This window comes from Falsiroseomonas sp. RANM36 (genome assembly GCF_056682175.1).
This window is the reverse complement of record NZ_JBWXTD010000002.1, coordinates 323975-341750: the sequence shown is the minus strand read 5'-3', so window position 1 is coordinate 341750 and position 17776 is coordinate 323975. Positions and strand designations below refer to the sequence as shown.

Annotated in this window: 19 protein-coding genes; 3 read left to right on the top strand and 16 right to left on the bottom strand. The window is 70.6% G+C overall.

The window, feature by feature from the left end; all coding sequences use genetic code 11:
• The first annotated feature begins 185 nt into the window (after positions 1–185).
• Positions 186–1688, top strand: a complete 1503-nt coding sequence (locus AC1MIR_RS02570) for a tripartite tricarboxylate transporter permease (RefSeq protein ID WP_480026622.1) — start codon at positions 186–188, stop codon at positions 1686–1688.
• 10 nt (positions 1689–1698) lie between these two features.
• On the opposite strand, the gene AC1MIR_RS02565 is transcribed toward AC1MIR_RS02570, so the two are convergent.
• The 11 genes from AC1MIR_RS02565 to AC1MIR_RS02515 all read right to left on the bottom strand — a co-directional run bounded on the left by AC1MIR_RS02565 (position 1699) and on the right by AC1MIR_RS02515 (position 12350).
• Positions 1699–2682, bottom strand: a complete 984-nt coding sequence (locus AC1MIR_RS02565) for an aldo/keto reductase (protein WP_480026621.1) — start codon at positions 2680–2682, stop codon at positions 1699–1701.
• Entirely contained in the window at positions 2679–3359 is a 681-nt protein-coding gene (locus AC1MIR_RS02560; protein ID WP_480026620.1) for a substrate-binding domain-containing protein, read from the bottom strand. The genes AC1MIR_RS02565 and AC1MIR_RS02560 overlap by 4 nt, the downstream gene beginning before the upstream one ends.
• Positions 3356–4633 (bottom strand): LVIVD repeat-containing protein, encoded by a 1278-nt coding sequence (locus tag AC1MIR_RS02555; protein ID WP_480026619.1) that lies wholly within the window; start codon positions 4631–4633, stop codon positions 3356–3358. The genes AC1MIR_RS02560 and AC1MIR_RS02555 overlap by 4 nt, the downstream gene beginning before the upstream one ends.
• Positions 4634–4646: 13 nt before the next feature.
• Complete coding sequence (locus tag AC1MIR_RS02550; RefSeq protein ID WP_480026618.1) at positions 4647–6152, bottom strand: tripartite tricarboxylate transporter permease; 1506 nt, start codon at positions 6150–6152, stop codon at positions 4647–4649.
• Positions 6152–6664: a tripartite tricarboxylate transporter TctB family protein gene (locus AC1MIR_RS02545; protein ID WP_480026617.1), complete on the bottom strand. Its 513-nt coding sequence runs from the start codon at positions 6662–6664 to the stop codon at positions 6152–6154. The genes AC1MIR_RS02550 and AC1MIR_RS02545 overlap by 1 nt, the downstream gene beginning before the upstream one ends.
• Before the next feature lie 27 nt (positions 6665–6691).
• The gene (locus AC1MIR_RS02540; RefSeq protein ID WP_480026616.1) at positions 6692–7708 is read right to left on the bottom strand and encodes a tripartite tricarboxylate transporter substrate-binding protein; all 1017 of its coding nucleotides are present in this window, start codon (positions 7706–7708) and stop codon (positions 6692–6694) included.
• A 44-nt stretch (positions 7709–7752) separates the two neighbouring features.
• On the bottom strand, positions 7753–8679 hold the full coding sequence (locus tag AC1MIR_RS02535; RefSeq protein WP_480026615.1) for an alpha/beta hydrolase: 927 nt from the start codon (positions 8677–8679) through the stop codon (positions 7753–7755).
• A gap of 154 nt (positions 8680–8833) precedes the next feature.
• Entirely contained in the window at positions 8834–9703 is an 870-nt protein-coding gene (locus AC1MIR_RS02530) for an amidohydrolase family protein (RefSeq protein ID WP_480026614.1), read from the bottom strand.
• Between the two features lie 10 nt (positions 9704–9713).
• Positions 9714–10679, bottom strand: a complete 966-nt coding sequence (locus AC1MIR_RS02525; RefSeq protein WP_480026613.1) for a tripartite tricarboxylate transporter substrate binding protein — start codon at positions 10677–10679, stop codon at positions 9714–9716.
• 17 nt (positions 10680–10696) lie between these two features.
• Entirely contained in the window at positions 10697–11617 is a 921-nt protein-coding gene (locus AC1MIR_RS02520) for a substrate-binding domain-containing protein (protein WP_480026612.1), read from the bottom strand.
• 1 nt (position 11618) lies between these two features.
• A complete protein-coding gene (locus tag AC1MIR_RS02515) occupies positions 11619–12350 on the bottom strand; it encodes an HpcH/HpaI aldolase family protein (protein WP_480026611.1) in 732 nt (243 codons plus the stop codon).
• A 156-nt stretch (positions 12351–12506) separates the two neighbouring features.
• Here AC1MIR_RS02515 and AC1MIR_RS02510 point away from each other — a divergent pair, with 156 nt between their 5' ends.
• Positions 12507–13316 (top strand): IclR family transcriptional regulator, encoded by an 810-nt coding sequence (locus tag AC1MIR_RS02510; RefSeq protein ID WP_480026610.1) that lies wholly within the window; start codon positions 12507–12509, stop codon positions 13314–13316.
• 1 nt (position 13317) lies between these two features.
• On the opposite strand, the gene AC1MIR_RS02505 is transcribed toward AC1MIR_RS02510, so the two are convergent.
• The gene (locus AC1MIR_RS02505; RefSeq protein ID WP_480026609.1) at positions 13318–13677 is read right to left on the bottom strand and encodes a cupin domain-containing protein; all 360 of its coding nucleotides are present in this window, start codon (positions 13675–13677) and stop codon (positions 13318–13320) included.
• Positions 13674–14639 carry a tripartite tricarboxylate transporter substrate binding protein gene (locus AC1MIR_RS02500; RefSeq protein ID WP_480026608.1) on the bottom strand — a complete coding sequence of 322 codons (966 nt, stop codon included), beginning with the start codon at positions 14637–14639 and terminating at the stop codon, positions 13674–13676. Before AC1MIR_RS02500 ends, AC1MIR_RS02505 begins: the two co-directional genes overlap by 4 nt.
• 50 nt (positions 14640–14689) lie before the next feature.
• Here AC1MIR_RS02500 and AC1MIR_RS02495 point away from each other — a divergent pair, with 50 nt between their 5' ends.
• Complete coding sequence (locus AC1MIR_RS02495; RefSeq protein ID WP_480026607.1) at positions 14690–15325, top strand: NIPSNAP family protein; 636 nt, start codon at positions 14690–14692, stop codon at positions 15323–15325.
• 21 nt (positions 15326–15346) lie between these two features.
• Here the strand turns inward: AC1MIR_RS02495 and AC1MIR_RS02490 are convergent, their stop codons facing one another.
• The 3 genes from AC1MIR_RS02490 to AC1MIR_RS02480 are packed head-to-tail and all read right to left on the bottom strand — an operon-like array spanning position 15347 to position 17672.
• The gene (locus AC1MIR_RS02490; protein WP_480026606.1) at positions 15347–16036 is read right to left on the bottom strand and encodes a maleate cis-trans isomerase family protein; all 690 of its coding nucleotides are present in this window, start codon (positions 16034–16036) and stop codon (positions 15347–15349) included.
• Positions 16033–16605 (bottom strand): carboxymuconolactone decarboxylase family protein, encoded by a 573-nt coding sequence (locus tag AC1MIR_RS02485; protein WP_480026605.1) that lies wholly within the window; start codon positions 16603–16605, stop codon positions 16033–16035. The genes AC1MIR_RS02490 and AC1MIR_RS02485 overlap by 4 nt, the downstream gene beginning before the upstream one ends.
• Positions 16602–17672, bottom strand: coding sequence for a WD40/YVTN/BNR-like repeat-containing protein (locus AC1MIR_RS02480; protein WP_480026604.1), 1071 nt, complete (start codon positions 17670–17672; stop codon positions 16602–16604). Before AC1MIR_RS02480 ends, AC1MIR_RS02485 begins: the two co-directional genes overlap by 4 nt.
• Positions 17673–17776 lie beyond the last annotated feature (104 nt).

Sequence of the window (17776 nt, the reverse complement as noted above, 5' to 3'; positions counted from 1 at the left end):
GGGTTACAACCCGGGCGGGGCGGGCAGCCGCGGGGCGCCAGGGGCCGCCCCGGGCGGCGCGACGGCGGTGGTCGCCTTCGCGGTGTTCGAGATCTGGTTCCTCGTCGCCTTGCCGAAGGGACCGCTCGAGGAATTCCTCGGCTACTGAGCCGGGGCTTCGATCCACAGGACGCGCGGAGCGGACGATGGAAGAACTCGGCCTGCTGATGCAGGGCTTCGCCGTGGCCCTGCAGCCGGAGAACATGGTGCTGATGCTGGTCGGCGTCGTGCTCGGCGTGCTGATCGGCGTGCTGCCCGGCCTCGGCGGCGCCAACGGCATCGCCATCCTGCTGCCGCTGACCTTCGCGATGCCGCCGGTCTCGGCGGTGATCATGCTGTCCTGCATCTACTGGGGCGCGCTGTTCGGCGGGGCGATCACCTCGATCCTGTTCAACATCCCCGGCGAGCCCTGGAGCGTGGCCACCACCTTCGACGGCTACCCGATGGCGCAGCAGGGCCGCGCCGGAGAGGCGCTGACGGCGGCCTTCACCTCCTCCTTCGTGGGCGCCTTCGTCGCGGTGGTGATGATCACCTTCGTCGCCCCCGTGATCGCCGGCTTCGCCCTGCGCTTCGGCCCGCCGGAATTCTTCGCGGTGATGTTCCTCTCCTTCGCCGCCTTCATCGGCATGGGCCGCGGATCGCCGCTGAAGACGCTGATGGCGATGATGCTCGGCTTCCTGCTGGCCGCGGTCGGCATGGATGCGATGACCGGCCAGCTCCGCCTCACCTTCGGCAGCATGGAGATGATCCGCGGCTTCGACTTCCTGGTCGCCGTCATCGGCCTGTTCGGCATCAGCGAGATCCTGATGTCCATCGAGGACGGGCTGCGCTTCCGCGGCCAGAAGGCGCGCATCGACCTGAAGGTCGTGCTGCGCACCTGGGCCGAGCTGCCGCGGCACTGGCTGATCGCGCTGCGCTCCGCGCTGATCGGCTGCTGGATGGGCATCACCCCGGCCGGCGCCACGCCCGCCTCCTTCATGTCCTATGGCGTGGCGCGGCGCATGTCGAAGCATCGCGGGGAGTTCGGCAAGGGCAGGATCGAGGGTGTGATCGCGCCCGAGACCGCAGCCCATGCCGCCGGCACCTCGGCGCTGCTGCCGATGCTGACGCTCGGCGTGCCGGGATCGCCCACCGCGGCGGTGCTGCTCGGCGGCCTCATCATGTGGGGGCTGCAGCCGGGGCCGATGCTGTTCGTCGAGCAGCCGGATTTCGTCTGGGGCCTGATCGCCAGCATGTATCTCGGCAACGTGGCGGGGCTGCTGATCGTGCTGGTGGCCGTGCCCTGGTTCGCGGCGATCCTGCGCGTGCCCTTCTCGGTCATCGCGGCGCTGATCCTCGTGGTCTGCGCGATCGGCGCCTACACGGTGAACAACGCCGAGTTCGACATCGTGCTGATGCTGGCCTTCGGCGTGATCGGCTATGTGCTGAAGAAGCTGGACTACCCGCTGGCGCCGCTGGTGCTGGCGCTGGTGCTGGGCGACCGCACGGAGGAAGCCTTCCGCCAGTCCCTGCTGATCAGCGAGGGCGACCTGACGGTGTTCTTCCACAACTGGCTGTCGGGCTCGATCATGGCGGCGGGCATCGTGCTCGCCGTCTGGCCGCTGCTGTCCGGGTTGCGCCTGCGCTTGTCCCGGCCGGCCGCGGCCTGACGGGGTTGCGTCAGATGAAGACGCCCTTCATGCCGCCGGCCGGATAGCGCGTGCCGGCGGCGGCGCCGGGTGGGATGGTGGCGGAGATGCGCGCCGCCTCCTCCGCGGTCAGCACCACGTCCTGGGCCCCAAGATTCTCGTCGAAGCGCGTGGCGCTGCGCGTGCCGGGAATGGGGAAGACGTCGTCGCCCTGGGCCAGCAGCCAGGCCAGGCAGAGCTGCGCCGGCGTGCAGCCCTTCTCCCGCGCGAAATCCGCAACCCGCATCGCCAGCGCGTGGTTGTGCTCGAAATTCTCCGGCAGGAAGCGGGGATGCTGCGCACGGCGCCCGCCGACATCCTCCAGCGTGTTGATCGTGCCGGAGAGGAAGCCGCGGCCGAGCGGCGCATAGGCGACGAAGGCAATGCCGAGCTCCTGCGTCACCTCGCGCGTCTGCTCCGCCTCCGTGCGATACAGCAGCGAGTATTCGGTCTGCACGGCACTGATGGGATGCACGGCATGCGCGCGGCGGATGCGGTCCGGCGCGGCTTCCGAAAGCCCGAGCCAGCGCACCTTGCCCTGCTCCACCAGCCGCTTCATCGCGCCGACAGTTTCCTCCACCGGCACCGCCGGGTCCACGCGGTGTTGGTAGTAGAGATCGATGTGGTCCACGCCGAGGCGCTTCAGCGAAGCCTCGCAGGCCGCCGCGACATGCGCCGGCGATCCGTCCACGCCGTTGCCGCCGCCCTCGCGCCGGATCTGGCCGAACTTCGAGGCGAGAAAGACCTGGTCGCGGCGCCCCTTGATGGCGCGGCCGATCACCTCCTCGTTGTGGCCCCAGCCGTACATGTCGGAGCTGTCGAGGTGGTTCGCGCCCTGGTCCAGCACGTGATGGATCAGCGCCTCGGACGCCGCGTCGTCGGCATCGCCATAGACGCCGGAGAGCGACATGCAGCCGAGCCCGATGCGCGAGACGAGCGGGCCGTTGGCGCCGAGGGGGCGGCGTTGGGCGGTCATGGCGTGGCCTCCTGCCTGAAACCGATGGCATCCAGTGCGGCGCGCATCGCGGGCGATCGCAGCATGCCGAGGATCGCGTCAGCCTGCGCGCCTTCCGCGACCGGCGCCGCGGCGTAGCCGGTGGCGAGGTCGTGGGGCGGTGGAAACTCGCCGAGCAGGGAGACGCCGGGACGGTTGACGATCTCGGTCACCTGGCTGACGGCAAGCTCGACCTCGCCGCGGCCGCAGGCGGCAACCGCCTCGACGCCGAAGCGGAACAGGCGGGCCTTGGCGCGCACCGCCTCCGCGATGCCGAGTTTTTCGATCACTGACTCGAAATGCTTGCCGGCCGTGGCGCCGCTGCTGCCTTCGGCCCAGCCGATGCTCCCGGCGGCGAGCAGCGCGGCACGCAGTTCCTCGGGGGTTCCGACGGGCCGGCGGGGCGCGCCGTCGCGCAGCGCAAGCCCGGTGCCGGCCAGGCCGAGCTTCAGGATCGCCGCGCGCCGGACCAGGCCCTTCGCCGCCAGCGCCTCCAGCGCGGCGTCGCTCACCACGATCACCGCCGGGCGCTCGCCCGCCAGCACGCGGTCGCGCAGCGCGCCGACGGTGCCCCAGGCGATCTCCGGATGACCGGGCCAGTCCAGCCGCTCGACCGCGGTCTTGATCGCGCCGCAGAAGAAGGCGGGCGGGGTCCTCATGCCGTGCGCTCGAGGATCTCGAGGCCGCGGTTGCGGTCGAGCACATAGACCAGGCCGCGCGCGTCGGTGTCCACGTCGTTCGCCTGCGGGCTGGTCTGGCCGGGCGGCGGCTCCGCCAGCCAGTGCGCCACCTCCTTCGGCGCGGTGGGATCGGCGATGTCCACCACGCGCAGCCCGCCGCCGAACCAGGTGGTGTAGAGGCAGGTGTCCTCCATGTGCTCCTGGAACTGGTGCGCGCCGAAGCGCCCCCCGGCCTTGACGTAGGGGTTGTCCAGCTCGGTCAGGTGCCACATGGACAGCGGCTGGATCTTCGCCGGGTCCGTCACGTCGAACACCCAGAGCCCGCCATGCAGCTGGCCCGCGACATGCTCGTGCTCCTCGTCCACCGCCACGGCGATGTCGCGGCCGCCGATCTGGAAGGGCACGCGCATGAACGTGTGGGTCGGCTCCGGGAAGGGCGGGTGGTAGCGGTACTCGCCGATCACCTTCGGCTTCGTGATGTCGCTGACGTCCAGGATGCGGCAGCCGGCATACCACACCGCGGCGTAGAGCTGGTCGCCATGCCGCAGCGTGTGGTGCAGGCGGTGCTGCTGCCCCTGCCAGCTCGGCACCTCGCCGCTAGCGATGTGCTGGCCCGGCATGTGCCATCGCGAGACCTCGCGCGGCTTTGCCGGATCGGCGATGTCGTAGATCACCAGGATGTTGCCGACATAACCCTCCATCTCGGTCGAGATGTAGGCGTAGCGCGCATCCAGGTCGAAGCGGTGCACGCCGATGCCGCCGGTGATGTGGTGCGTCAGCAGTTTCGGGTTGGAGCGGTCGCTTATGTCCCACATCCGGAATCCGCCCTCGGCATAGGCGGGCGCGGTGAGGGAGGCGCGGGCGCGCGGCAGGAACTCCGGCTTCACCTTGATCGCGGCGGCGAGCTCGGCGTCGGTGATCGGGCGGCCGTGTTGTGCGAGATGCGCCGCCTCGATCTCCGGGATCCGCTTCGCACGGCGCAGCGCATGGCGCTGGTCCTGCTCGACATTCGTCACCATGATGTCGCCCGCGACGCGCACCTTGTGGGTGTGCGAGCCGCTGGAGGGCGGATCGAGGCGCGCGACGACGCGCGGGTTCCGCGGGTCCGACACGTCCACGATGGAGGTGCCGTGCGGCGGCTCCATGTGCCCGACATAGGCGTAGCCGCCATCCACATAGACCTGCCCGCCGCCCGGCATGTCGAGCCAGGCGATCAGCCTGAGGCCCTTCGCGGAAACCGCGCCATCGCTCATCCTGCGTCTTCCTTCAGGCAGCGGCGCGCCGCGCCAGCCGGCGCTCGCGCCAGATCGGCAGCACGACGGAAATCACCAGCAGAACCCACAGCGCATTCGCGATGGGCGAGGAGAACAGGACCATGATGTCCCCCTGCCCGATGCGCAGGCTGCGCAGCAGGTAGCGTTCGAAGATCGGGCCGAGCAGCACGCCGATCAGGATCGAGGTGACGTGGTAGTTCGTCTTGACCGCGATGTAGCCGATCACGCCGAAGATCAGCGCCAGGGCCATGTCGAACATGTATTCGCGGTCCGCGAAGGCGCCGATGACAGTCAGGCCCAGGATCAGCGGCACGATCACATGCACCGGCACGGTCACGACCTTGGAGGCGTAGCGCGCCATGGGCAGGATCAGCGGGATCATGAAGATGTAGGCCACCGTCATCATGACGAAGACGCCATAGGCGATGTTCGGGCTGTCCTGGAACAGCCGCGGCCCCAGCGTGATGCCCTGGTACTGCAGCACGATCATCATCACCGCGGCGGTGGAGCCGCCGGGGATGCCGATCGCCATGGTCGGCACCAGCGTGCCGGAGGTGACGCCGTTGTTCGCGCTTTCCGGCGCGATGACGCCGGGCGCGAAGCCGGTGCCGTATTTCTCCGGCGTCTTGGAGAACAGCCGCGACTGCTGGTACGCCACGAAGGACGCGATGTAGGCACCGGCACCCGGGATCACGCCGATGGCAAGCCCGAGGAACGCGGTCCAGACGATCTGCCACCAATAGCGCAGGGAGAGCCGGATGCCGTCCAGCGTATCCGCCCATTGCGGGCGTTGCTGCGTGGCGGGCTTGCTGCCGCCGCCGAACTTCTCTTCCAGCATCACCAGGCATTCGCTGACTGCGAAAAGGCCGATGAGCACCGGCACCAGCGGCAGGCCGTCATACAGTTCCAGGAAGCCGAAGGTGGCGCGCGGCGTCGAATAGACCTGGTCGGTGCCGATTGCGCCCAGCATCAGGCCGAAGGCCCCGCCGATCAGGCCCTTCAGCATGTCCTTCGCGGCCAGCACCGCAATCAGCGTCAGGCCGAATAGGATGATCACCACCATCTCGACCGAACGCAGGATCAGGCCGAGTTCCGCCAGGAAGGGCAGGACGCCGAGCACGGCGACGGAGGTGATCAGCCCGCCCGCGACCGATGCGATGAAGGACAGCATCAGCGCCTGCTGCGCCTGGCCCTTCTTCGTCATCTGGTAGCCGTCGATGCAGGTGGCGGCGGCACCCGCGCTGCCTGGAATGTTCACCAGGATGGCCGGGATGCCGCCCGACAGATGGTTGGCGCAGTAGAGCGAGATCATGAAGGCGAGCGCCGCCTCCACATCCATCGCCAGCGTCACCGGCAGCAGGATGATCAGCGTGTTCTGCGGCGAGAAGCCCGGCAGCACGCCGACCGCGAGGCCGAGCGCGATGCCCGGGATGATCGCCCACCAGAGCGAGAAGGACCGGCCGAAGAGATCGGCGATCGTCGCGAGGTCGAGTTCCATCAGTCCACCGGCCCGATGCCGAAGAGCGCTGCCATCGCATGCTCGAAGGGGCCGAGCGGAAAGCGCGTGCCCAGGATGACGATCAGCGTGGCCCAGACGAGCAGCGGCGTGATGACCGAGACGCCGATCAGGCTCGGCCAGTGCCGCCCGCCCAGCAGCCACATGCCTGCGAAGAGCATCAGCCCGAGCGTGATGCTGGTGCCGAGCAGCGGCAGAACGACGAGGAACGCCACCATCAACGCCATCAGCATCAGGCGCACCCGGTCCGTCGCCGGGTCGCCGCCGAGCGAGATGCGCAGCGTCGCCTGCCGCTTCGCCACTCGCCAGCCGACGCGGAGCAGCAGCAGCGCCACCAGCAGCAGCAGCACGCCGCCGATGACGATGCCGTTGGCTTTGGCCTCCCAGGCCAGTTCCTGCACCGTCCAGAAGTAGTAGGCGGTGAAGCCGACCGCGAGGGCAGGGATGATCAGCTCCTGCCCGATCGGCGGAGGGTCGCTGCCTTGGCGTTGCATCCGAACCTCCCTCCGGCCGGGTTGGGCCTAGCGTTGCGCCGAAAGCTGCTGGCGGTAGCGATTCGCCAGCTCGATCATCGCCTGCGCGTATTCCGTGCAGGTCGCGCGGTCGCCGAAGCGCAGCGTCTGCGCCGGCTGGCCGACCTTCTCCATCGATTCCTTGAACAGCGGATCGTCGAAGACCTTCTTCGCCGTGTCCTGCAGGATCTGGAAGCGGTCCGGGAAGCGCTCGATGGCGCGGGTGTGGATTGCCCAGGCCCGCGAGGAGTAGAGGTCGGGGATGCGGGTGCCGAACACCTGGTTGATGGTCGGCGCATTCTCCGTCAGGTCGGCCAGGATGTTCTCCCGCGCGAAGACGCCGAGCACCTTCAGGCGCCCGCGCTGCAGCGTGAGCCCGCTGACCGGCAGCGCGCCGATGTCGGCCTCGCCGTTCATCACGGCGACGAGCGTCGGGCTGCCGCCGCCATAGGGAATCAGGTTGAAGCGCGCGCCCTGCGCCTCGCCCAGCGCCAGCATGCCGATGGAGGCCGGGTGCGGGATGCGGCTGACCGCGACGTTCAGCGGGCGCCGCTTCGCCTCGGCGACGATGTCCTCGACGCGCCGGAAGGGCGAGTCGTTCTTCACGAAGATGGCGCTGTCGTCGATGTCGGTGCGGCAGAAATAGGAGATGTCCTCGGGGAAGCGGAAGCGCGGCCGCTGGAGGGCATACATGATCATCTCCGGCCCCATGTTGCCGAAGAGCAGGTTGTAGGCGTCCGGGTCGCGCCGGTTGACGTAGAGCTCGTAGCCGACCTGGCCGGCCGCGCCGGGGAAGAACTCGTATTCGAACTGCCGCCCGCCGAGCAGCTTCGACCAGGCGTCGTCGAAGGCGCGCGCGAGGCGGTCCGCGCCGCCACCCTGCCCGGTCGGGATCACCACGCGGAAGTTGCGCGTGGGGAAGCCCGATTGCGCCGCGGCGCCGCGCGGCAACGCGGCCCCGCGCGCGGCGGCGGCGGCCCCGGTGCCGAAGGCGCGGCGGCCGATCATGCGGTTGGTGAAGCCCATCGTCGTTTTCTCCTCCCGTTGGACCGGCGGCGCGCCGGCGACGTTCAGTGGCCTTCGGGCGCACCCCGGTAGACCGGGTCCGGCTGCGCGAAGAAGGATGCCAGGATGTGCTTCACCAGCGCATGGTTCTTCTGCTGGAAGCTGGCATGCGAGATGCCGGGCATCACCGCGAACTGCTTGTCCGCATTGGGCAGGCGCCTGAAGAACTCGATCAGGTCGTCGAAGCCGGCGATGCCGTCGAATTCGCCGCGCATCACGATCGTCGGCACCGTGATCCTCGCCGGGTCCACCACCGGCAGGTTCAGGCACATGTCCACATAGGTCCCGATCGGCACGCTGTCGTCGAGGGCGAGGATCGCATCCGCGAAGGCCTCCACCAGCGTCTCGTCGCCGGTCCCGGGATGGTCGCGCGTGAAGATGGAGCGCACGAAGTCGCGGTCGATCGGCCGGCGCTTTCCGCCCGCCTGGTACTCCGGCAGCTTCTTCCGCCGCTTCTCGAGCGTCGGGCTGCCCTCGCCGGTCCAGACGAAGGCGTCCAGGGCGAGGCGCTTCACGCGCTCCGGCCGGCGCTGCGCGAACAGCGCCGCCTTCAGCGCACCCGAGGAGATGCCATAGACCAGCAGCTTCTCGGGCCCGCGCTGCGCCGCGATGTACTCGGCCGCGCGCTCGATGTCGTCGGCGCCGGTGGCGATGTCGCAGATGATGTCGCGATGCTTCGAGGACCGGCCGTAGCCCTCATTGTCCAGGCACCAGGCGTCGTATCCGGCGCGCGCGAACAGATCCATCACGGAGGTATCGTCGCGACCCGGCACCTGCAGGTCGAAGGTGGGCTGGGAGCCCATGGAGGAGCCATGGATGAACAGGATGATCCCACGCCGCGGACCCGGCACCACCGAGCGCTTCTCCCAGAGGAAGAGACGGACATCGCCCTTGTCCGTCCAATGCTCGACGCCCGTCACAGGCTGCACCATCCAGCACGTTCCCCTTCGCCGCGCAAGGGGCCGGCTTGCCGGGGCTCGGCCCGGGCAATCCTGGATTCTTCCCTCGCGCCGTGGTTGCTTGATCTTGCTCGATCATTCGGACGTCGCCGCAGTCGCGTCAAGTCCGCCCCGACGCCGAACATCGTCAGAAACCGAACAGTGCCGCGGGATTCTCCACGAGGATCCTGTGGCGCATCGCCTCCTCCGGTGCCCAATCCTTGAGCAGGTTGAAGAGCTGCACGGAACCGACCTGGTCCGCGAAGGAGAGGTGCGGGTAGTCGCTGCCCCAGATGATGCGATCGGGCGCGGCCGCGATCACGGCATGCGCCATCGGCAGCGCATCGGCGAAGTCGGGCGGCGTGGCCATGCGGTAGGTGCCGGTGAACTTCACATAGCCCTGCACGCCGCCGCCGCGCACGATCTCCAGCAGCTTCACGAAGCCGGGCTGCGCCGGGCCCGCCTTGGCCAGGAACATGCCCATATGCGCCACGCTGAAGGGGCAGCGCAGCGAGGCCAGCGTCGGCAGCAGCTCCTCCGTCAGCCAGCCCGGGCCGAGGAAATCGAGGTGCCAGCCAAGCTCGACGCAGCGCGCTTCCAGCCGACGGATACGCGGCAGCATCGTGGCGGAGAAGCCCGGCACATGCGGCTTCACCGGCGAGTAGTTGATCCGCACGCCCCGCACCCCGATGGCGTGCATCTCCGCCAGCAGCGCGTCCGGCGCGTTCTCCTCCACATCCACGATGCCGCGGCAGCGCGCCGGTCCGACGGCCTTCATGGCATCGAGCATGCACGCATTGTCGCGGCCATAGGCGCTGGGCTGCACGAAGACGAAGCGCTCGATGCCCAGATGCCGTGCCAGCGCCATGTAGTCCGCAAGCTCCGCGACCGGCGGCGCGTAGCGCAGCGGCTCCGCCGATGCGTAGGGGTAGCGTTCCGCAGGGCCGAAGACGTGGAAATGCGCGTCGCAGGACAGCGGCGGCGCGTGGAAGGCGGGCGGCGGTTCGTTCGCGTGCAAGCGGGCTCTCCTATTCCACCCGCACGCCGGCGCGGGCGATCACCTCTTTCCACAGCGCGACGTCGCGCGTGAGGAAGGCGCCCATCGCCTCGGGCGTGGAGGTGACGGGGACCGCGGCCTGGCGCGAGAAGGCCTCACGCAGGGCGGGCTTGTCGCAGGCCGCGACGATCTCCCGGTTCAGCCGCGCGACGATCGGCGCCGGCGTGCCGGAGGGCACGGCGATGCCCCACCAGTAGGACATGGTGTAGCCGGGCTGCCCGGCCTGCGCGAAGGTCGGCACGTCCGGCAGCATCGCGCTGCGCGAGTCGCCGCTGACGGCGAGCCCCAGCAGCGATCCGCCGCGCACATGCGCGACGCCGGAGGCGAGGCTCGCGATCGCCATGTCCACGCGGCCCGCGATCACTTCCTGGATCGCCGCGGCGACGCCACGGAACGGCACGTGCAGCGCGCGGATGCCGGCGACGTTCAGCAGCAGCTCCATCGCGAGATGCGCCGACGAGCCCTGCCCGCCGGAGCCGAAGCTGATCTCGCCCGGCTTCTGCTTCGCCAGCGCGACAAGCTCCGCCAGCGTCTTCGGGCCGAGGCCGGGGCGGACCAGCAGGATCGAGGGCGAGGTGGCGATCTGGCTGACCTGCTGCAGGTCCTTCAGGGGATCATAGGGCAGGTTGTGGTAGAGGCCCGGCGAGATCGCCAGCGAGTTGTCGGTCAGCAGCATGGTGTAGCCATCGGGCGGGCTGCGGACGACGGCGGTGGCGCCCACCGTGCCGCCGGCGCCGGTGCGGTTCTCCACGATCACCTGCTGCCCCAGCGGCCCGGACATCTCGGCCGCGACCAGCCGGGCGGAGGTGTCGGTGAAGGAGCCCGGCGCGAAGGGCACGACGATGCGCAGCGAGCGGTCCGGCCAGCCCGACTGCGCGAAGGCCGGCCTTGCGAGCGGCGCGGCGGCAAGCGCGCCGAGCAGGGTGCGACGGTTCATGGCGTGGTGTCCTCCCTTCATGAATCTTTGCGGCCGACAGCGGCGCGCCAGCGTGCCAGCACGGCGCCGCGGCTCCCCGGGTCGAGGAGACGCTCGAAACCCTCATCCAGCGGAATCGAGGAGACGGGCTGCGCCGCGGCGCCGAGGATCGGATACAGCCCCGCCGCGCCAAGCGCCGCCTGCCCCTCCGGCGAGACGAGATGCGCGAGGAACGCCGCCGCGGCTTCCGGATTGGCGGCGCGGCGCGGGATGAAGGCCACGCGCGCCACCGCCGGCGGCGGCGCGGCGGAGGGTGCGATGGAGAGATCGGGATGCGCCGCCGCCGCGCGCGCGGCATAGGCGCCGAGCATGTGCAGGCCGAGCCCGGCCCCCTGCTCCATCGCCGCGGCAAGCTGACCGATGGAGCCGACCGGGCGCGGCGCGACGGCGGCCAGAGCCGCCAGCATCGCGTCGAACTCCGGCTCCTCCAGGTTCCAGCGCAGCATCGCCAGGAAGCCGAGTCCGTTCGCCTCGATATCGGGCACCACGACCTGGCCACGGAAGCGTGCAGCCTGGGCGCGCAGCAGCGAAGCGAGCTCGCCGGGCGTGCCCGCCGGCGCGGGCGGGCCGCGCATCAGGGTGACGATCGGCTCCGCCGTCGTGGAGAGCGCCAGGTCGCGATAGGCCGCCCAGTGCGGCAAGCCATGCGCGACGCCATGGGGCTGCGCCTCGCCCTGCAGCACCAGGCCCATCTGCAGGTCCATGGCGCTGCTCCAGATCAGGTCGGCCGTGGCGCCGCCGGCGGCGCGCTCGGCCAGGAAGCGCTGGTGCAGGGCGGTGCTGATGCCGAAGACGAAATCCAGCTCCACCGCGGGATGCGCGGAAACGAAGCTGGCCAGCAGCGGCTCGCAATAGCGGCGCTCGGCGGCCGAGAGCAGCGTGAGGCGACCGCCCGCCATCTCAGCCGCCGATGAGCGCCCGCAGCGTCGCCACGTCGGCCCGCGCCGCGCCCATCAGGTAGCCGACATCGTTGCCGGCGATCAGGAACCGCGCGCCGAGCCCGATGAGGTCGCGCTGCAGTTCCGCATCGCCGCGGATACCGCCTACGCCCAGCACCTTGCCATGCTTCGCGCAGCCGGCGGCCACGCGCTCATAGGCGGCGCGAAGGTCGGGGTGACGGAGCTGGCCGGGAATCCCCATCTCGGTGCAGAGATCGTTGGAGCCGATCAGCAGCACGTCCACGCCGGGCACCGCCGCGATGGCCTCGGCATTCGCCACACCCTCCGGCGTCTCGATCATGCAGACGAGCGTGGTGTTGGCGTTCAGCGCGGCGTTGATCTCGCCGAGCGGCAGGGCGCGATAGCGCACGCCAGGCCCCGCCCCCATCACGGAACGCCGGCCGAGCGGGGGGAAGCGCGCGGCGCGCACCAGCGCCTCGGCCTCGGCCGCGGTGTTGACATGCGGCACGATGAGGCCCTGCGCGCCGCCGTCCAGGATCCGCCCGATCCAGTCCGCGCCATGGCCGGGCGGCCGGACCAGCGGCGCGATGCCGAGGCCCGCGGACGCCACGCAGATCGCCGAGACCGTCTCGGGCGAGAGCGGGCTGTGCTCCATGTCCAGATACAGCGCGTCGAAGCCGCAGGAGGCGGCGATCTGGGCGATGTCGGGGGTGCGGGTCTGGCGCACGCCCATGCACAGGACGGTCCCGCCTTCGGCAAGCCTTCGCTGCGCCGGATTCGCGGCTGTATCCTGGGCCGTGATGACCGCTTCCTCCTGCCCCGCGGCGCCCTTGGTGGCGCCGCTTCATGACCGACGCCACGCTAGGGGCCTTGCGTTGGGATGTCCAGCATGACGGGACTTTCTTCACCGCGTCGCTCCGGCAGCAGCCTCGACCGCATGCTCGGCCTGCTCGACGTCTTCACGACGGCGGCGCCCGCCTGGTCCACCGAGGACCTGATCCGCTACTCGGGCGCGTCCCGCTCCACTCTCTATCGCTACCTGAAGGCGCTGCAGGCGGCGGGGCTGCTGTCGCCGGTCGCAGGCGGCGCCTGGATGCTGGGGCCGCGGATCATCGAGCTGGACCGCACCATGCGCCTCTGCGACCCGGTGAGCGCGGGCGGCAGCCCGCCGATGCGGCGCCTGGCGGCGGAGACCGGGTTCAGCGGGCTGCTCTGCCTGCTCTTCAGCGGCGCCGTGATGTGCGTGGACGACGTGCCGGCCGCGGGCGCACCGGCCGGGCTGTTCAGCCGCGGGCAGCGACGGCCGCTCTTCGCCGGCGCGGCCTCCAAGGTGATCCTGGCGCATCTGCCGCCGCACCGGCTGCGCACGCTTTTCGCGAAGCACCGCACGACCATCGCGGCGGCGGGCCTCGGCGCGGATTGGGATGCGTTCCGTACGGCGCTGCGCCTGATCCGGGAGGCCGGGCATTGCGTCACCGTCGGCGAGTTCCAGCCCGGCGTGCTCGGCATCGCCGCGCCGCTCTTCAACCCACAGGGCGAGGTGCTGGGCAGCCTCGGCATCGCGACGGAATCGAACCGCGTGCCGCCCGCCGCAAGGCCGGCCCTCGCGGAGCAGGTGATGGCGGCCGCGCGCGAAGCCTGCGCGCGGCTGATCGAGGAACAACCGCAGGCCGCGCGGCCGGCGCGCGCGGTCGGGTGAGCTACAGCGGCACCGTCACCACGATGAACACCAGCCGGCCCATGCCCGTGTTCTGCAAGGCGTGCGGGACATGCGGCGGGATCAGCGCGCAGTCGCCGGCGCGCACGACATGCGCGGCCTCGCCCAGCTCCAGCAGGCCCTCGCCTTCCAGGAAATGATAGATCTGCTCCTTCGTCTCATGCGCGTGGCGCGCCACATGCGCGCCGGGCGCGTAGGAGGAGATGCGGTAGTCGGTCAGCCGCGACCCGCCCTCCCCTGCGGCGACCAGCACCTTGGACAACGCCCCGCCGTGATGCCCCGGGCCTTCGATCCAGGGCACCGCGGCGGCGTTGCGCAGCACGCCCACCGAGGCGGCGCTCACTGCGCGACCTCGAAGCGGACATGCCTGGCGAGGTCGTCCCAGCGCCGCAGCTCGCTGTCGAGATGCGTGGCGAGCGTCGCGGGATCGCTGCCTTGCGCCTCCACCCCGATGCCCTTCAGACGGTCCGCGACCGCGGGATCGCGCACGGCCGCGACGGCGGCCTGGTGCAGGCGCGCCAGCACCGGCTCCGGCAGCCCGGCCGGGCCGAGCAGGCCGAGCCACTCATACAGCGCAAAGCCCGGCAGCACCGTCTCCGCCACCGTCGGCACGCTGGGCACCGCATCGCTGCGGGTGCGGCCGGTCACGGCCAGCGCGCGCAGCGAGCCGTCCAGGATGAAGGGGCGCGCGGTGGGCAGCACGGCGAAGACGAACTCGACACGGCCGGCGACCAGGTCCGTCATCACCTGCCCGCCGCCCCGATAGGGCACATGCGTCGCGCGGATGCCGGCGGCGTGCATGAACATCTCGGTCGTCAGGTGGTTGCCGCTGCCGTTGCCCGCCGAGCCGTAGTTCATCTGGCCGTTGCGCTGCTTCGCCAGCGCCACGAACTCGGCGATGGAGCCCGCCGGCGACGCGCGCGGCACCACCAGCACCATCGGCACCAGCCCGACCAGGCTCACCGGCGTGAAGTCGCGCCGCGCGTCATAGGGGATGTCGCGGAACAGCACGGGGTTCGCCGCCAGCGCGGTGGTGGCCAGCACCAGCGTGTGGCCATCCGCCGGGGCGCGCGCCGTCATGCCGAAGCCCAGCATCGCCGCGCCGCCGGGGCGGTTGTCCACCACCACCTGCTGGCCGAGTTGATCGCCGAGCGCCGGCGCGATGATGCGGGCCGTGATGTCGGTGATGCCGCCGGGGCCGTAGGGGACGATCAGCCGGATCGGCCGGTCGGGGAAGGCCATCGCCGCCGGCGCAAGACCGAGCAGCAGGGCGGCGCCGAGCGCCGCGGCAAGCAGCCGTCGCATGCGTTTCCTCCTTGGGCCGCGCGTTGCGGCACCGGGAAGAATGTCCCACCATGCGGCATTCGATCAAGCTCAGGATCGCGGGCATGGTGGACGAACTCCGCATCTACACCCTTCGGCCCGGCGCGATGGAACGCTACATGGACCTCGCGGAGAAGGTCGCCGTGCCGGTGCGCGGCGACCGCTTTGGCGTGCTGCTCGGCTTCTGGGCCGGCGAGGTCGGCGCCGCGAACGCGGTGTTCAACCTGTGGCGGCACAAGGACCTGGAGACGCGCCGCACGCTGCGGCTGGAATTGGAGGCGCTGCCCGCCTGGCGCGAGCAGTACCTTGCGCATGTCCGCCCGCTGATGCTGCGTCAGGTGGTGCGCTTCATGGACGCGGTGCTGCCGCTGCGCCCGCCGCCCACGCCCTCGCGCCTCTACGAATTCCGGCTGATCCGCAGCGTGGCCGGCGGCGCGGGCGAACTGGCGCGCACCGTGGCGGCGGATGGCGAGGCGGGCACGCTCGGCGTCTGGGTCACGACCGCGGGGCCGATCAACGAGGTCGTGCAGCTTCTGGCGCATCCCGACGCGTCCGCGCGCTTCGCCCGCTCCTGGCACCAGGACGGCGTGCTGGCGCGGCACGGGTCGCTCGTCGAGGAGGTGGAGAGCAGCCTGGTGCTGGCCGCGCCGCATTCGCCGCTGCGCTGATCGCGCGGAAACGAGAAGCGGCTATGCCACCGCGCGCTGCTGCATCACCTGCCGCGCCTGCCAAGCCGTCGCGCTGATCGAGGACAGCGCGGGCTTGCCGAAGCGCTGCGCCAGGCCGTCGAGCACCGCATGCGTCGGCAGCTGCGAGCAGCCGATGAACAGCGCGTCCACATCATCGCCCATGGTGCGCTCCGCGAGCTGCCGCACCTCCTCCGCCGTGATGCGGCCGAGCGCATGCACATCCGCGGCGCGGAAGCTGTCCAGCCGCTCCACCGCGATGCCGCCATCCTCGAGGAAGGCGGTCAGCTGCGCGTTCACCGCATCATGGTAGGGCGTCACCACCGCGATGCGCTTCGCACCCGCCGCCTGCAGCGCCAGCACCATCGAACGCGCGGTCGTCACCACCGGCAGGCCCGTCACCCGCGCCAGCTCCGATGCCAGTTCCGCGTCGCCCGCGGGGCCGGAGATGAAGCCCGCGGCCGTGCAGCCATAGGCCACGAGGTCATGCGTCGCCGGCGAGAAGTTTTGGGCCGCCAGCGCGATCGCCGTGTCGCGATAGGCCGGCATCGTCTCCTTCGTCAGCAGGCCGGCGCCGCGCGGGATGCCGACACGCGTGATCTGCGCGCCGGGCGGCAGCCAGGCCGCCAGCTCGCCTTCCATCGTGGTGTTGTTCGCCGGCACCATCAGGCCGACGCGCAGTGTCTGGCTCATGCGGCACCTTTCGGCAGCGGTTGCAGCGGCGGAGCGGTGCCGTCGGGCAGCGGCGGCCGTGCGGTGTTCAGCACCATCGCGAGCATCGCATAGTAGCCGCAGAGCGCCAGCAGATCGAGGATCGCCGCCCGGCCGAACCGCGCCTCCGCCGCCGCGAAGAGCGCATCGGGCAGGTCGCCTGTGTCATGCGCGGCCAGCGCGATGTCGTAGACCAGCCGCTCATCCTCCTGCATCGGATCGGGGCGCCGGCCGAGGCGGATCGCCTCGATGATATGCTCCGGCACGCCCTCGTTCCGCGCGATGCGGGAATGCGCGACCCATTCGTACTGGCAGGTCCAGTGCCGTGCCGTGGCCAGCACCACGATTTCCACCAGGCGCTGCGGCAGGCCCGTGCCGAAGCGCAGATGCTCGCCCAGCGCCTGGATGCGATGCGCAAGCTTCGGGTTGTGCAGCAGCGCCAGGAACGGCCCGCGCACGCCACCGCGCGGCCCGCCGGCGATCTCGGCCACCAGGGCGCGCTGCGCCTCGTCCATCGCCTCCGGCGGGACGGCGGGGAATCGTGCGCTCATGCCGCCTTCCAGCCCAGCTGCACGGCCTTCAGCGTCGGCCGCGTGATCGAATGCGCCGCTTGGCGCGTGCCCTTCGGCAGCGATCGCCAGTGCAAGGCGCGCAATTCCCCGAAGACATGCGGCAGGCGCGTCCAGCTCTCCCCGCCATCGGTGCTGCGGAACAGCTCGCCGAGATTGGTGCAGACGAAGATCAGCATGGGATCGGCGGAATCCGTCGCGATGCACCACACGCTGCTCTCCAGCACGCCCGGCAGCTTCGCATCCTCCCAGCTCCGGCCATGGTCGCGCGAGCGCAGCAGGAAGCCGTCATTGCCCGGCGGGCCGTTGCCATTGGCCAGGAACACCACGCCGGAGTTGTCAGCGCGCGGCTGCACGCCGCGGGTATAGGGCCAGGGCGAGGGCAGCTCCTGCAGCTGCCAGCTTTCCCCATCGTCCTCGCTGCGGTGCAGGCCGCGATTGGTGGTGGCGAGCAGCGCCTTGCCGCCGCCCGGCAGCGCGATCACCGCAAGGCCATGGACGTCGCCGGAGACGAGGCCGGAATCCTTCCTCTCCCAGTTCTGCCCGCGATCCTTGCTGCGGTAGATGCTGCCGATCTCCACCGAGGCCCAGACCGTGCCGTCATCCACCGGATCGAACAGGATCTGCGTGACGCGCGTCGGCCCCATGTTCTGCTCGGAGAACTGCGCGAGGCCCGGCGCCTGCAGCTGCCGCCAGCTGCGTCCCGCATCGGCCGACCGCCAGAAGGAGGCCGGCCGCGTCCCGGCGATCAGCACATCCGGATCCTTCGGATCGATCGCCACGGCCCAGACATCCTGCATGGGCGAGTCCAGCGCCGCCCAGCGCGCACTCGGCTCGTCCCAGCGATAGAGGCCCATGTCGGTGCCCGCGAACAGGCGCTCGGGCCGTGCCGGATGGCTCGCCAGCGACCAGACGCGCGCCTCCAGATACATGCCGGAGTGGCTGTTCGGATGCACCCAGCTCTCGCCCAGGTCGTCGCTGAACCAAGCGGAGTGGCCGGCGGTTCCGGCATAGACATGCACTTCGCGCGTCGCATCGCGTGCGGCCACCAGCGTTCCCTCCTGCCCGGTCGTCGCGGCTCGGCCTTGACCGGTTGCACAAACTAATCCCAGCATGCGGCAAATCTCAACAGCCGGCGACGATCCGGCATGAG

Excerpts from the sequence above, each read along its gene's own strand:
- AC1MIR_RS02520 (WP_480026612.1), bottom strand. The coding sequence starts at position 11,617 with ATGGCGGGCGGTCGCCTCACGCTGCTCTCGGCCGCCGAGCGCCGCTAT.
- AC1MIR_RS02515 (WP_480026611.1), bottom strand. The coding sequence starts at position 12,350 with ATGGGCGTGCGCCAGACCCGCACCCCCGACATCGCCCAGATCGCCGCC.
- AC1MIR_RS02555 (WP_480026619.1), bottom strand. The coding sequence starts at position 4,633 with ATGAGCGATGGCGCGGTTTCCGCGAAGGGCCTCAGGCTGATCGCCTGG.
- AC1MIR_RS02540 (WP_480026616.1), bottom strand. The coding sequence starts at position 7,708 with ATGGGCTTCACCAACCGCATGATCGGCCGCCGCGCCTTCGGCACCGGG.
- AC1MIR_RS02550 (WP_480026618.1), bottom strand. The coding sequence starts at position 6,152 with ATGGAACTCGACCTCGCGACGATCGCCGATCTCTTCGGCCGGTCCTTC.
- AC1MIR_RS02545 (WP_480026617.1), bottom strand. The coding sequence starts at position 6,664 with ATGCAACGCCAAGGCAGCGACCCTCCGCCGATCGGGCAGGAGCTGATC.
- AC1MIR_RS02570 (WP_480026622.1), top strand. The coding sequence starts at position 186 with ATGGAAGAACTCGGCCTGCTGATGCAGGGCTTCGCCGTGGCCCTGCAG.
- AC1MIR_RS02495 (WP_480026607.1), top strand. The coding sequence starts at position 14,690 with ATGCGGCATTCGATCAAGCTCAGGATCGCGGGCATGGTGGACGAACTC.
- AC1MIR_RS02560 (WP_480026620.1), bottom strand. The coding sequence starts at position 3,359 with ATGAGGACCCCGCCCGCCTTCTTCTGCGGCGCGATCAAGACCGCGGTC.
- AC1MIR_RS02510 (WP_480026610.1), top strand. The coding sequence starts at position 12,507 with ATGACGGGACTTTCTTCACCGCGTCGCTCCGGCAGCAGCCTCGACCGC.
- AC1MIR_RS02565 (WP_480026621.1), bottom strand. The coding sequence starts at position 2,682 with ATGACCGCCCAACGCCGCCCCCTCGGCGCCAACGGCCCGCTCGTCTCG.
- AC1MIR_RS02525 (WP_480026613.1), bottom strand. The coding sequence starts at position 10,679 with ATGAACCGTCGCACCCTGCTCGGCGCGCTTGCCGCCGCGCCGCTCGCA.
- AC1MIR_RS02490 (WP_480026606.1), bottom strand. The coding sequence starts at position 16,036 with ATGAGCCAGACACTGCGCGTCGGCCTGATGGTGCCGGCGAACAACACC.
- AC1MIR_RS02500 (WP_480026608.1), bottom strand. The coding sequence starts at position 14,639 with ATGCGACGGCTGCTTGCCGCGGCGCTCGGCGCCGCCCTGCTGCTCGGT.
- AC1MIR_RS02485 (WP_480026605.1), bottom strand. The coding sequence starts at position 16,605 with ATGAGCGCACGATTCCCCGCCGTCCCGCCGGAGGCGATGGACGAGGCG.
- AC1MIR_RS02535 (WP_480026615.1), bottom strand. The coding sequence starts at position 8,679 with ATGGTGCAGCCTGTGACGGGCGTCGAGCATTGGACGGACAAGGGCGAT.